The 13,861-nt window shown below is 48.4% G+C and carries 13 protein-coding genes and 4 tRNA genes; 2 read left to right on the forward strand and 15 right to left on the reverse strand.

The features are described 5' to 3' along the window. Positions 1–8: 8 nt before the first annotated feature. Both GS535_RS02890 and GS535_RS02895 read right to left on the reverse strand, forming a co-directional pair. The gene (locus GS535_RS02890; protein ID WP_160792360.1) at positions 9–1,541 is read right to left on the reverse strand and encodes a glucoamylase family protein; all 1,533 of its coding nucleotides are present in this window, start codon (positions 1,539–1,541) and stop codon (positions 9–11) included. Between the two features lie 18 nt (positions 1,542–1,559). Next, complete coding sequence (locus tag GS535_RS02895) at positions 1,560–3,308, reverse strand: alginate export family protein (RefSeq protein ID WP_160792361.1); 1,749 nt, start codon at positions 3,306–3,308, stop codon at positions 1,560–1,562. Positions 3,309–4,278: 970 nt separating this feature from the next. Between GS535_RS02895 and GS535_RS02900 the strand changes: the two genes are divergently transcribed. Then, positions 4,279–4,503 (forward strand): helix-turn-helix transcriptional regulator, encoded by a 225-nt coding sequence (locus tag GS535_RS02900; RefSeq protein ID WP_160792362.1) that lies wholly within the window; start codon positions 4,279–4,281, stop codon positions 4,501–4,503. 131 nt (positions 4,504–4,634) lie between these two features. Here the strand turns inward: GS535_RS02900 and GS535_RS02905 are convergent. From GS535_RS02905 to ispH, 9 genes are all read right to left on the reverse strand, one after another. Further along, positions 4,635–4,711, reverse strand: a tRNA-Arg gene (locus GS535_RS02905). 20 nt (positions 4,712–4,731) lie between these two features. Further along, positions 4,732–4,808, reverse strand: a tRNA-Pro gene (locus GS535_RS02910). A gap of 80 nt (positions 4,809–4,888) precedes the next feature. Beyond that, positions 4,889–5,410, reverse strand: coding sequence for a xanthine phosphoribosyltransferase (gene gpt, locus GS535_RS02915; protein WP_160792363.1), 522 nt, complete (start codon positions 5,408–5,410; stop codon positions 4,889–4,891). 90 nt (positions 5,411–5,500) lie between these two features. Continuing rightward, positions 5,501–5,576, reverse strand: a tRNA-Asn gene (locus tag GS535_RS02920). A 118-nt stretch (positions 5,577–5,694) separates the two neighbouring features. After that, a tRNA-Asn gene (locus tag GS535_RS02925) sits at positions 5,695–5,770 on the reverse strand. Positions 5,771–5,853: 83 nt separating this feature from the next. Then, positions 5,854–6,642: an MOSC N-terminal beta barrel domain-containing protein gene (locus GS535_RS02930; RefSeq protein WP_160792364.1), complete on the reverse strand. Its 789-nt coding sequence runs from the start codon at positions 6,640–6,642 to the stop codon at positions 5,854–5,856. Between the two features lie 12 nt (positions 6,643–6,654). After that, positions 6,655–7,131 carry a ribonuclease HI gene (rnhA, locus tag GS535_RS02935; protein ID WP_160792365.1) on the reverse strand — a complete coding sequence of 159 codons (477 nt, stop codon included), beginning with the start codon at positions 7,129–7,131 and terminating at the stop codon, positions 6,655–6,657. Next, positions 7,124–8,074 (reverse strand): homoserine kinase, encoded by a 951-nt coding sequence (locus tag GS535_RS02940; protein WP_160792366.1) that lies wholly within the window; start codon positions 8,072–8,074, stop codon positions 7,124–7,126. The genes rnhA and GS535_RS02940 overlap by 8 nt, the downstream gene beginning before the upstream one ends. A 6-nt stretch (positions 8,075–8,080) precedes the next feature. Beyond that, positions 8,081–9,103 carry a 4-hydroxy-3-methylbut-2-enyl diphosphate reductase gene (gene ispH, locus GS535_RS02945; protein WP_370518164.1) on the reverse strand — a complete coding sequence of 341 codons (1,023 nt, stop codon included), beginning with the start codon at positions 9,101–9,103 and terminating at the stop codon, positions 8,081–8,083. 160 nt (positions 9,104–9,263) lie between these two features. On the opposite strand from ispH, the gene GS535_RS02950 reads away from it, so the two are divergent. Further along, a complete protein-coding gene (locus GS535_RS02950) occupies positions 9,264–9,872 on the forward strand; it encodes a hypothetical protein (protein WP_160792367.1) in 609 nt (202 codons plus the stop codon). Between the two features lie 73 nt (positions 9,873–9,945). Here the strand turns inward: GS535_RS02950 and GS535_RS02955 are convergent, their stop codons facing one another. From GS535_RS02955 to GS535_RS02970, 4 genes are read right to left on the reverse strand one after another with little or no spacing between them, the layout of a single operon-like run. Next, positions 9,946–11,346 carry a hypothetical protein gene (locus tag GS535_RS02955; protein WP_160792368.1) on the reverse strand — a complete coding sequence of 467 codons (1,401 nt, stop codon included), beginning with the start codon at positions 11,344–11,346 and terminating at the stop codon, positions 9,946–9,948. Then, positions 11,343–12,710, reverse strand: a complete 1,368-nt coding sequence (locus GS535_RS02960; RefSeq protein WP_160792369.1) for a hypothetical protein — start codon at positions 12,708–12,710, stop codon at positions 11,343–11,345. The genes GS535_RS02955 and GS535_RS02960 overlap by 4 nt, the downstream gene beginning before the upstream one ends. After that, positions 12,707–13,018: a hypothetical protein gene (locus tag GS535_RS02965; RefSeq protein WP_160792370.1), complete on the reverse strand. Its 312-nt coding sequence runs from the start codon at positions 13,016–13,018 to the stop codon at positions 12,707–12,709. Before GS535_RS02965 ends, GS535_RS02960 begins: the two co-directional genes overlap by 4 nt. Before the next feature lie 23 nt (positions 13,019–13,041). Next, positions 13,042–13,860, reverse strand: a complete 819-nt coding sequence (locus tag GS535_RS02970) for a hypothetical protein (RefSeq protein ID WP_160792371.1) — start codon at positions 13,858–13,860, stop codon at positions 13,042–13,044. Position 13,861: the final 1 nt, after the last annotated feature.

Raw genomic sequence — 13,861 nt, forward strand, 5'->3', positions numbered from 1 at the left:
AGCCTCCACTAAGGCGCTTTATCAAGCCACCCACCTGTAAAGCCGGCACGATGGAGCCCTTGCCGAATGAACTGATTTTTCTTCATCACGTTCCACACAAAACCGCTGCGCCAATTTTCAAGCATGATGACAATAGGGCCCTGATCAATCCCTAATTGCTGCCCATCAACCCACATGCCTTTGTCCGTTTTAAAGGACGGGTTAAACGCATCAGCAAAACCGTAACGTCCATAAAGTCGATCCCCATAACGCTGCTTCATCGCCTTTAACGCAGGCAGTGCAATTTCTGGAGCAAAAGCGACAGATCCCCCCGCAGCCGTTGGCGCAATTGTGCCATCATCAAGGACATAATCTTTCCCAGCGCCTCGCGCGCTATACGCCAAATAATGACGCGCTTCCCCTTTATAGGGCTGGGTAGCATCACCGGGGCCATCTGAAGCGGTCAAGCCCCATATGGTGTCCCCATAATCCTTCCAGTTCCCCGGATTATGCTGAGCATAGCTTTTCTGAGCGTACACAGCCTCCCGGCTATTTTGGAAATAATCGGTATGATGTTGACGATTAAAATCATCCTGCAACCCACGGAAATCAATCCACGACTCGCTATATTGATGGCCAAATAGCGGTGCAAAATTAAGGAATTTCCTTCCCTGAAAATCCCCCCATTGAGCATCATAAGTAGCCGTCCATTGGTGCCATGTTTCAGGGGCTAGGGCATGTTCGGGTGCACCAAGCGCTAAAATATAAATCAGTAACCCTTCATTATACCCTTTCCAGTCAGCCGGTAAAAAGCCGTGCTCTGGCGTCCAGCCCATGCTGAGCCACGGGCCATGGTTTTTCATCCATTTCCAATCAACACGCCGATACAAGCCCCCTGCAAGGGAACGTATCTCCCCTTCTTGAGCTGAGGGATGATCATAATAAGACTGTGCAAACAGGACACCCCCCATCAACAAGGCTGTATCAATACTCGACAGCTCCGACCACGGCGCAACGCGCAGCCCCGTCTCAGGGTCAAGAAAATGATAGAAAAAACCGTGGTTCCCAGCCGTACCAGTGGCGGCCTCTCCTTGAGGCAAACGCGACAAAAAACGCAACGTGGTGAGGGTTCGCTCTACGGCTTGGTCACGCGTTACGTAGCCCCGCTCTACACCAATCCCATACGCCGTCAGACCGAAGCCAACACTCGCAATACTTGCAGCCCCATGGGGCAAAGGAGCACGATCTGGGACTAAACCATTGTGCGAAACTCCATAGTCCCAAAACCAGTCAAATGTTTTATGCTCAAGGTCTTCTGCAAAAGCCTGATCGTTTGCAGCCGTTACAGACGATACAGGCTGCACGACTGATGATGCTACCTTAGACGGGCTCTCTGTCCCCCAAGCGGGTTGAACCGCCCAAAAACCAATAAACGCCACACCACATTGTGACAGATACCTAAGAACGCTGATGTTACTCATAATAATAGGCTGCCACTCTTTATTTTTAATATCCTCCCACCATAAACGATGATGGGCTTCCCGGGCAAAGTCGCACATCATCGCCTGTATGGCTTATCATTAATATGTGAACGTCAATTCAGATTGATAATAGGTTGAACTTTGCGCTCCAACCCGACGCATAGCGTGCGACGACATAAACCGCACCACATGCTGATCCCATGTTAAATGAGGCCCAAGATTCAACGTCACATCCGCCTGCGGTGCCATACCAACATAAGCGCCGCGTTCATTTTCTGGATTATTCATCTGCCGACTAAAGATATTCCGTCCATACACTGAATACGTGTCATCATGTGTACTGTAGCGCCAATAGAATGGGTATTTAAACTGAACCTTGAGATAATTCGTTGGCGAGAAGGCAAACTTCGGAGCAAAGTTCACCAAGTTTGAACCCGTTAAATAGTTTGTGGGGTCAAGATAGTTCGTATTAACACCGAAAGGCTCGATATATGTATTCATAGAAGAGGTTGAGCCACGTGCCCCACCACCTGAATAAATATCGACCTGAGCCCCCACGCTCGGCTTCCACATAACATTTCGGAAGTGATAATCTGCCGTCGTATTCACGGAAAATGCATTCACACCACGATGTTTACCGTCATAATGCACCGTACTCCGGCCATTATAGGCGCTCATAGCCGCTTGGTGGAAAACACCCTGCTGATATGCCCCACCAACGGAGAAACTAAGCGGCCCAGCTTCACCATGCCAACGCAACCCAAAGTTATTACGTGTGGTTGACCCCCAGGCAGAAGGCTCTGACATGACAGTACTTTGGGCAGGCCCTCCAGCCATTTTGTAGCCGTAGTAGAAAAGATTAATGAAAGAATATCCCTTTTCACCCATAAACGTAAAATCAGGCGGGGCAATCGTGACATTTACCCCATAGAGGCGTGTGCTGTAATCCTCCGTATTACGAAAAGCCTGCGGACTTCCAGCAGGATGTTGGTCTTTTGTTTTCACGAAATCAAAACCATCAACCCGCACGCGCTTCCAAATCTGATAAACGCGAAACCCGTTCCAAGTCAGCGGCACGTTAAACACGTCACGGTTACCGATCATATAATCAGGCGCATCTAAAAATTGCTGCCGCCCAAAAATAAACCCACTATGACCACCGAGCAGATCACCACTAAATTCAACAAAAGCCTGCTGGGCATCAATATTTTTACGGAAAGTGCCGTCATAGCCATAAGGACGCCAGCCTCCTGCATCAGCGTTAATAAGCTGACCAAAAAACCTTACATGCTTGCCTAGATGGAGATCAGCACTCCATAGATTACGGACAGCAAAACGCCCAGAGTTACGAGGATACCGCCCGCCTCCGACATCTCCAATCTTTCCAGGGGGCATTTGTGATCCCAAAACCGGATGATGATCATACCAGTTGCGGATACGCGTTTCACCCTCAAGACTTAACCAAATAGAACCACTGTCATTCAGTCTCATATGTTTATAGGCATCTAAGGGATCATTCTGATCACAAACAGGCTTAACTTTTTTAGGCCCTTCCATCCCTGCTGGCGTACCATACTGAGATTCAGGGCCAAACCCCGTTTCACTACCATCACCACGCGCAAATACACCAAACGAGCTCGTTTTAGCGGCATCCTCTTGAGGGCTCGGGCCACAACCTCCTGGCGCTGTATGCATCAAACGATCAAGCAACGAACGTTGTGGTGTCTCTGTCTCCGTATGTGTCACATGATCATCCGGCGCCGCCTGAGCTGCCGCCATACAGGAAGTTAGACCAATCGCGAGAAAAGCCGAATGCAAGGCGGTACGCGTTAAAAAAGTCTGTCGCATGGTCTCGTTTCAACATCTAGTTACTTTCTACCTCACGACAAACCCCAAATTCCGCCACTATGTTTTGATGAAAATCAACAAAGTTAAAAAAATATTACATAATAGATCTATAACTGTAATTCATTATTCCTATTACAAGAATAAGATAACTTGTTTCCTTTGTATCATGGGAATAATTATCACTTTTCATCAATTGATTTTTAAGGTTTTGTTTTTTATAGAATAAAATGAAATTTTATTTCAACTTGAAGTGAAATTAAATGTATCATTCTATAATTATAATGATATTTACCCTATCAACAAAACACTCAAAAAAAATTTGAGCATTCTCTTTTGTTTTTAATTATTTTTATATATTGCAAGTATATTTACATGAAATGTTTACGTATTTTGTAAAAACAAAATAATAGATATTAATATCATAATCTATCTCAAATATTATAATACATTCCCATACAATGACGTCTATATTTTTAGAAATTTTTCTGTATCATTGTATTGTATAAATTAATATTCCATTTTCATATCTCACATATTACGCAGTTAGTATGTCATTTTCCAAAATTATTAAATCAAATAGTAAGGTAACGGCATTTAGCCATTTCATAGATTGCCTATATATTAATGATAGACTGTGCCTGGTTGGCAAATTCACGAAAGATCGTGGTTAAAAAAGTGCGATCTTTTCGCATAAATAGGATTCGACACCATGTGCCTATAGCGAATCTCATCAACAGCAACAGACCAGATATTTGTTGCCCGATTCTGCCAAAAATCAGTCTATTTGCTGATTTTTCTCTCAAGATAAGATTGAGTTGTTGGGCATTACGAACCGATTTCTCACGTTGATCACGCACAACGGACTTAACACGCGCGCTCTGCCATTTCTCCTAACCATTCTAAATGTATATCCTATTTTAGGATATTATTCAGTCTCACTTCTACAGGGCCCTTTTTTCTGGAGGCTTTTATGAAATCTATTTTTTCCGATCGGTACACGAAAATGCTGCGATTACTCATCACGGCACGTAAGGAAAAACCTCTTACACAGGTGGAGCTCGCCCGGCAGCTCAAAAAGCCTCAATCTTTCGTCTCAAAATATGAGCTTGGCGAAAGACGCATTGATGTTATCGAATTTATGGTGATTTGTGAGGCGATTTCTGCCGACCCCTGTGACATCATCCGGCAACTTTAGTCGGATCAAGGCAATTCACGTAAAACAAGACCGCGCTGCTATGCACTGGAATTTATGCCCTATACGTTCCCTATGAGGAATATCACTCATTTTTTAAAGAGGAGAAAATATGAAAATCTACAGTTTTCGGCTGGTGCGCCCTGCTGGATTCGAACCAGCGACCCACAGCTTAGAAGGCTGTTGCTCTATCCAGCTGAGCTAAGGGCGCTCTGCCTTCGTAATCTGCAGTGGTCGGGGCGCCCGGACTCGAACCGGGGGCCTCTTGTACCCAAAACAAGCGCGCTACCAGGCTGCGCCACGCCCCGACGACAAGGAGGTTTATAGGAGAGCTGAGCTAAATAGGCAAGAGGGTTTCTTGCCTATTTCACTGTTTTTTTTAAAAAAATTAGCTTTTCGTGCCACGATTAAGAGGTGGAACAAAAAGAGGTGCGGTATCCCATGGGAATAAAACCCAGGTATCCTGCGGGACTTCCGTCACAAAGTGATCTGTGAAAGGCTTTCCATCAGGCTTTGCATAAAGACATGCAAAAACAGCTTTTGGAAGCATCTCGCGCACGTAACGAGCTGTAATGCCTGAATCAACAAGATCATCAACAATGAGGAAGCCCTCACCATCACCAGCTGCTTCTGGTGCTTTTAGTGTGACGGGTTTTTGTTGTGTCCCCTCCTCTGCTTCATAACTGACGACGGAGACGCTTTCGATTAAACGACACCCTAACTCACGGCCAAGAATCGCCGTTGGGATAAGGCCACCTCGTGTAATCGCGACAAGACCACGGAATGGCTTATGCTTGTGCATAAGCTCCGTTGCCAACAAACGGGCATCGCGATGAAGCTGATCCCACGTAACGGTCGCATAGTTCACATTCTGAGGTGTAGTATTTTGTGTTGCTGTCATGCTTTTCATCTGCCTTCAGTCGACAAATTTTGCAACTCTTTGAGCCAAAGAAAGTACAGCAATAAAAAAGCCCAAGCACAAGGCCTGGGCTTTTAAAATTGGCTCCCGAAGTAGGACTCGAACCTACGACCCAACGATTAACAGTCGTTTGCTCTACCAACTGAGCTATTCGGGATCAGTTGTGTGTCTTTTACCGAAACAACTCGCAGAGGTAAACCCCTTATTTTTCTTTTCAAAACAAAAAAAGGCACAACATGAAAAAAGCCCAAGCACAAGGCTTGGGCTTCCAAAATTGGCTCCCGAAGTAGGACTCGAACCTACGACCCAACGATTAACAGTCGTTTGCTCTACCAACTGAGCTATTCGGGATCAGATGAGCTTTCTTCTATCCAAATGCTCCGAAGAGGTAAACCCCCCTTCTATCAAAAAAGATCATAACAGCCTGATTTATTTTAAAGACAACGTACAGAATCGCCCAACGTCACACGCCCTGACTTTTCTACGATAACATTCTGGCCAAACATAATGCCTTTTTCCTGTCGTCGAAACGTGCCGAGCTCTTTAAGCGGTTGTCCGGCTTCAGGGATATGCCCGGTCTCTTGATCAACCGTTGTGACAATGCAACGTGAACATGGCTTGACCACCCGCAAAACAGACTCTCCTACCGCCAGCAAACCCCATCGGTCTTCCGCCCACGGTAGCGTTCCTGAAACAACGATATTGGGACGAAAGCGTTCCATTGGCACCGGATGAGCCAAACGCTTGTTCAGGTTGTTCAGTGAGGCTTCTGTACATAACAAACCTGGGAAACCATCGGCAAAAGAGGTTGGATAGTCATATCCCTTATAGTGCTGTTTCCGCACTTTTTGGGGCTCATCCATATACACAAGACGACACGCTCTCCCAAGAATAGAAGAAAGCCACTCAGCAGCTTGGTCGCCAGCATCGCACGTTAATACGTTACTCTTCCAAACAGTGACTGATCGCCTATCAGATCGGCTGGGACAATCTACATCAAGAATAGCAGCATGTTCATGTATAAGAGTTAAGCCATTTTCCCGCATGATAGGCTTAATCTGAGCCATAATGGGAAGTTGACGCTGCGTTAAAAAACGCCCTTCCGAATCAACCACCATCCATCGCCGATCCCTCTCTGGCCCCCATGGTTCAAAGGTGAATGACGAACACGACACGCCACCTAAACTTTTAACTGGGTAGATATGCAGAGAGGCAACCTTCACGAACCCACTCCTCTATGAAGCATCTGATGCTTCAAGCTCTTCCCGCCCCTGGGTCGCGAGCTGATCAACACGCTCATTTTCCACATGGCCTGCATGAGCTTTTACCCAATGCCATTCGATATCATGCCGTTTAGATACATCTAAAATACGACGCCATAAATCCATATTGGCAACGGGATCACCCGACGCATTGCGCCAATTCCGTCGCACCCATCCGGTATGCCATCGCGTAATCCCATTCCTGAGATATTCACTATCGGTTGTCAGATGGACGGTGCAACGTTTGGTCAATGTTTCTAGGGCAACGGCGGCAGCTGTAAGCTCCATACGATTATTCGTCGTTTCAGCTTCACCACCCTTTAGCTCACGCTCACGCCCTTGGCAGCGTAGCAACACGCCCCATCCTCCCGGCCCCGGGTTCGGTTTACAGCCCCCGTCTGTCCAAATTTCAACATGCGGAACTGTGTCGTCAGAAGATATGTCAGACATAGTCCTGCTCCGCAAAAAAGGCCAAGCGCTTTTGATATTCCCACGGATCTTTCCGCGTCACCAAAGCATCCTTTGGAGTATGCACCCAATCATAAAGACGCGTTAGCAAAAAGCGTAATGCGGCCCCCTGACACAAAATCGGCAAAGCATCGCGCTCTTGAGCAGAAAGAGGACGAATAGCTTCGTAGCCTTTGATCATGGCCTTTGCCCATTCTGAGCGATAGGTCATATCCTGATCAAAGCACCATGCATTAAGACAAATCGCGAGGTCGTACGCCAAAAAGTCCGTGCATGCGAAATAGAAATCAATCACACCGCTCAAAGCACCCTGATTAAAAAAGACATTATCAGGGAACATATCCGCATGGATCGGGCCACGCGGCAATGTTTGCTCGTCTGGCCAATGCTCTTCCAGCCATGCCAAACGGCTCTGTGCCTCGGTTATAAGAGCCTCTAGTGACGAATCACCATCACTCCTGCAACGTCCTAGAAGGTCTTTCCACCCAGACACATCAAGGGCATTCCGCCGCGTGGGTGCATAGCTCTGCCCAACTTGATGCAACCGCGCCATCATGCGGCCAACTGCCTCACAAGACGAAGCATCATATTGTGTAAGAGACTTCCCTTGGAGGAACGTAACAATGACAGCTGGACGCCCAGCGAGGGTTCGCAACGCTTCCCCGTCACGACCAACCACAGGAAGGGGGCATGCAATCCCCTCTTGGGCCAAATGCCCCATAAACCCCAGAAACCAAGGAAGTTCTTCTGGGTTCATACGCTTTTCAAAGAGCGTGAGGATAAACACGCCCTTTGTTGTGGTGAGACGAAAATTACTATTTTCGATCCCCTCGGCAATCCCCTCATAAGACTGAAGGGTTCCGAGGTCATAAGACGTCAAAAAATGACGTAATGCGTCTTCCTGTAGCTCCGTATACACGGCCATGACTAATCAATGTGCTCCTGACAGCGGGTGAGGCAAGCGGAAATTGATATTTTCCTCTTTCACAATGCGCTCTTCAATCTGTAGATCAAAACGCAAGGAAAGCTCTTTGATCATTTCCTGAACAAGGCTTTCTGGAGCAGAAGCCCCCGCACTCATGCCGAGTGTTTTGACCCCTTCAAGCTCGCTCCAATCCATATCAGCCACTTTCGGCACAAGGAGCGCACGTTTTGCCAAAGAACGTTCCGCCACTTCACGTAAACGCTGAGAGTTAGAAGAGTTCGTCGCACCAATAACAACAACAAGATCGCACTCAGCAGCCAATTCTTTAACGGCTGTTTGGCGATTCGTTGTCGCATAACAAATATCTTCGCGGCGTGGCCCTTCAATTTTGGGGAAACGCTCCCGTAAGATCGCGACAATCTCTGACGTATCGTCAACAGACAGCGTCGTCTGCGTAATAAAAGCGAGCTTGTCAGGGTCAGCAGGCTCAACAGCCGCTGCCTCTTCCGCATCATTGATGAGTGTAACAGCACCAGGAGGGAGCTGGCCCATCGTACCAACGACTTCAGGATGCCCCGCATGGCCAATCATGAGGATATGACGCTGCTCGTCACCGCCACCAGCGAAGTGACGCTCCGCCTCACGGTGCACTTTAGACACGAGCGGGCACGTCGCATCCAGATAGATAAGGTTACGGCGCTCCGCTTCTGCAGGCACTGACTTAGGCACACCATGAGCGGAAAACACCACATGGGCATCTTGCGGCACTTCATCAAGTTCTTCCACAAAGATGGCACCTTGAGCCTCAAGTCCCTCCACAACAGTGCGGTTATGGACGATTTCATGGCGCACATAAACAGGCGCACCGTAACGGCGGAGCGCCTCCTCAACGACACGGATAGCACGGTCGACCCCCGCGCAAAAACCACGCGGGCCTGCAAGCAAAAGACGCATAGAACGCTTAGGCGTTGGTGCATCTGCCCCGGGGGGTGCAGAGGTTGAAGGTTCTGGTCTCGTCTGTTCTGACATAATCTTCCCCAGGCAGGCGATAATCACTATGATAAAAAGGCGTCAACGCTCTTACAGGGGTGTAAGAGGGGTTTTGACACACTCACTCAGGCGCTTATATCGGATGGATTGCCTCTTGGCGCAATGTCTGCGCCGTTTTCTTGTGGAGTTTCTGCGACTGATGTCCACGCCTCGCCTTCATTTTTCCTCGTTTCTTCGCGTGGCAGGCCCCGCCTGTGCCCTCTTAGCTCTAGGCGGACTGGGAGGCTGTGGTGAAGAAGATACAGGCCTTAGTGCCTTCGCACCTGCCTGCCCTCATTTCGATGTGCCCGGCTCTATTGCTGATCGTTTTGTCTATAATGGCAAGGGACTCGATATTGGGAACCAAATTAGCCATACGCAAATCCTCGCTGTGAACGGTGATTGCAGTGATGGCCCTAAAGATGCGCAACATCGCCCGCTAACACGTGTCCGCCTCAGTCTTGCCCTTCAGCAAGAGCGCGGCCCAGCAGCGACCCATATGTCCGAAGATGTACCCTACTTCGTAGCCATCGTTCAGGACGGGAAAATTGTTGATAAAAAGACCTTTACCGACACGCTCCGTATGCCTCCATCGCGCGATGTGCAGCGCATTAATACACCGTTGCGCTTTATCGACATCCCGACAGGGAAGAATCCACAAGTCAGCCCTTACTCAATGGAAATCGGCTTTCAGCTCACGCGTGATGAGCTAAATTATAACCGGCAACATCTCAAGAATGTGGCGAACTTTGAAAGCCATGTCCAATAAGCCATAAGCCCCTAGCCTTTCATTCAGCGAGCCTTCCGTTGCTCGCTTTTCAATGACGGGCTAGCGCCTTGGCTTACAAACCTTTCCGCCGGCGATAATGACGAATCTGCCGCGTATAGTTCCCCATAGGCAAGCTACGATTAGCCCCACCATAACACCAGAAATGCACAAACCCACGGGCACGCTCTGGGGCCATACTGCCATACTCCTTCACAATCGGAGAGTTTGGATCTCCTCCAACATCGGTCACACTATTGATCAATGTTGCGTCAAATGCATCTATTTTCCGCAAAGCATAATTCATCACGGATTGTTCATGGAACGGGATGCTGCCACGACCGTGCATGTCTGTATAAATTAGATTCGTCAGAAACGCTGGGTCTAATAAATGCCGTTGCGCCTTTACATTAGGCACGAGAAAAACACCCGTATTAAAACCAGCTTCTGTCCGTCCTAAATTGTATGGATCCTTAGAATAGAGAACCGCTCCATTACTCTGCGAATGTCGGAAATCCCCATTAAAATTCTCTAGCTGCGCACTCGACATCCGCTCTAATGCGCCGCGTAGTAAGTTCGGCTCAATGGGTGAATTCACAGCAATATCACCATCCATATAGAGCAAAGGCGCGTAATCATCGAGCACACCAGAACTAAAGAGTGTTTGTCGTGTTGAGATATAGTCAGGGTAATCAAATGCACTCATCGTGATAATACGGCATTGATCCCGCATAGAAGGAGGAACGACGCTTTTAATCTGCTCAGATAGCAAATTCGTCGCAACAAGAATCTCTCCCGTATAAAAGCCCGGGTTCATAAGACTTTCTAATGATGTCCGGAATTCTTGTAAGACCTTATCACCGAAAACAACGTAAAGAACGCCCGGCCGATAAAGAGCGGCGCGATATACATTCCGCTCCGCCATAAATAACAACTCATGCGGCGCCGGTTGTTTCATAATCGCTTCACAAAGCTGATCAAAATCGACCCGAAGCGACCCAAATTTTAAAGAACGGAAACTACTCTTCCACTCATCTACCGTTGCTTTCTCTCCATCAGGGCCCAGCGACCACGTTTGCCGGACAACAGCCCACAGCTTTGTAAAAGCCTCCCATGGGATAAGGCGGAACATACTGCGATCCCCAAAACGCTCTGGATCTCCCTCCACCACGTCCACAGCACCTTGTGCCGACACAGAAAGATAACCGCCTTTTTCCTTTAAACGAACAAGGCCGGACTCATTCGTTGTTTCAATCGTCATTAATCCCGCAGAAACGGCACGGTTAGGGCGGCCCGAGAGAAAATCATACCATAACGTATAAGGCGGCGCGCTCAGAAAGCTCCATTTATCGCCCTTCTGACCAAGCGACATAACTGTATCGAGCGTTTCTAGCCCTCCTAAACGGCCACAAAAAAGCCCTTCCTCTGCCGCACACGGCACCCGAAAATCATGGGTAATCAGAGCATAACGTATCATGATAACGTCCTTGGCAAACTCTCAAGATGAGACCGCATAAGAGTCTTACGATGGCTATCCAACCATTCCTCACAACACAAAAACGTGCCGTCCACCTGTCCGGGCATTGCTTGGTCGTCAAGGTTACAGTCCCGCTGTGTTAACAAGGCTGGATCAAACGCCCCCAAAACAGCGGCGACATAATGGAAAATACCCGCCTCATGCTCAGCATAAGCAGGGTGCCGCGGGTTCCCTAAATAGGAAACGGCAGAGCGTAGCGCCTCTTCTAGAAAGGTCTTTTGCTGGCGCGTTGACGGCACCACCACTACGGACATCGTAAATCCATACCGTATCTTATGCCCCTCCGGCAGCTCTGCCCCTAGAAACGCACCATGTTTGTTTGCTTGAGGGGCGTCATCTCCCTCAAAAACATGTTCAACAGGCGCCCCTAGCGAGGCCCCCTGAGCAAAGCGTCGTAACGTCTTGTCGAGAGGTCGCGTCACAAGGACAGAGCTTTTTAAGCAAACAACAGGTGCGTACTCATCAAACATCCCACTCGCCAGAGACGCTAAGAGAGGCATTGCCTTGTCACGCTCTCCACTCATACACAAACGTACCAAGCGATGACGCCCCTTCAACTCAGCAGGAATAAACGCTTCAACACGCTGAGCAGGCATAGCTGATGCAATACACACATCCCCTTGATAGCGTCCGCATTCGACCAAACTGCGAAGAGAAAGCGCTAATTCTGCGAGCTGTTCTGTCTGTGTTAGGGAGTAAAAGACCACCGGTTTATAAGGGACGGCCCGATGAATGGAACGCTCAGCCATAACCAGCAGCTCCTGTTGTGACAGGCGCAACCGCTCTCGAGCCGCTATGAGGAAGTCTTTAAACTCAACCACCAAACGGCCAAAATGAACCTCCCATATCGTGCTTTCGCCGCTACAGGCCTGCGCTAAGCGTTGATTATCTCCAAGCACCCAGCGTTCTTTCATAACGTGCCAAAGGGCGCGCACATCATCACCGTCCAACAAACGGAAACGACATTCACGCCGATGAGCCATCGCACCAAAAGGGGTTATCGCTCCGGAGAGTTGTGCATGAAAATAACCATCTAGCCCAGTGAGGCGACAAATGCCCGCATCGAAAAGATCGCCCTCCACCTCAATACGAGCTTCAGGAACGCAACGATCAAAACAGCCTGCATTAATGTCATACCACCACTGCTCAGGCGTATGCGTTACAAGGTTCCACCCTCCATTATACCACTGAAGTGACACAACATGAGTGAGGTCTGCCAGAGTGTCTAAAGCTCGCGCAATAAGTTTGCCATGTTCCATACATAGAACGCGCAGATCGTAAGTCAGAAGGGCAGAGGTCATCACATGCCGGCTCCCCACAACTCCTTCACGTTTTTATAATAACGCTCCATCCTCTCATGGCGTTTATCATCCGCAGCAAAGCCAGACAGACCATTTGCATGAAATGGATTGAGCTCTTCATCACATTCATGATGGAGGAGAGTTTCCACAAGAGAAGGAGAAAAGTCTCCAACCTGCCGCAGCCCATAATTAAGGATAGACTGCGCTTCACGCGGGATAACGTTCTCTCCATATTCTTTGATACAGAGAGACAGCAAATCAAATGCTTTCTCTAGATACGGGCGGTGCAACGTGACATGAGGAACCACCATAAGCCCCGAAAGCTGGCCTTCTTTCAGCCCTGCGATAACGTCTCGCTCTTGTGGCCCGTTGAAAATTCAGGGTGATGAAAATAGCCTCTTGCTGATACGCGACGTACCAAAGCGCAACGCCCTAAAAAGCTTTCAATATTCCGGTCGAAAACAACACCGGCCTCCACAAAAAGCAACGGCGTATAGTCTGCCAGCATACCCGGATCAGCCATCAAGCGTGCACGCGTACGCAAAGCTGCAAAGCGGTCTGCATCCTCAACCGACACCACGCGGATCGCCTTGCTATCATAATGTGGGGGGAAACAAGCCCTTACTTTTCCCTCAGGCTGGTTGGACGTGACCATGACCTCCCCGTGATATTGTCCAAGGCTTTCCAAACTCTCCAGAGCAATGGGCAATTCCGTCAATGATGACGCACCAAAAGCCTCAATAACGATAAGAGGATTGTAATCAGTAAAGCGCCAGACCTTCCATTCCTCATTCAACAGCAAATCACCATGCTGCTGTGACTGCCGTGCAGCTTCTATAAACTGTTCAAAAGAGACCTTAATATCCCCAATAAAAAGCTCTTCAACGGTGCTTTTTTCTATCTCTATACGAACATGTTCGCCACCTGGGCCACACACCCATCGTTTGGCCAACATCTCACGTAAAAGCATCAATTCATCTAGCGCCATAAAGCGCAACACAGCCGCCGACGGTTCCTTCGCGTCGAAACGAATATGACCCGACCAATCAACACTTAAATAATGACCATTGGCACGCAGAAGATTAAGCTTAACACCACGTACGTCAAACGCGACACCCTGTGCTGGCAGTAATGACACCATCTTTTTCGACACG

The sequence above is a fragment of the Saccharibacter sp. EH611 genome, assembly GCF_009834765.1.
In the GTDB taxonomy this organism is placed as follows: Bacteria; Pseudomonadota; Alphaproteobacteria; order Acetobacterales; family Acetobacteraceae; genus Saccharibacter.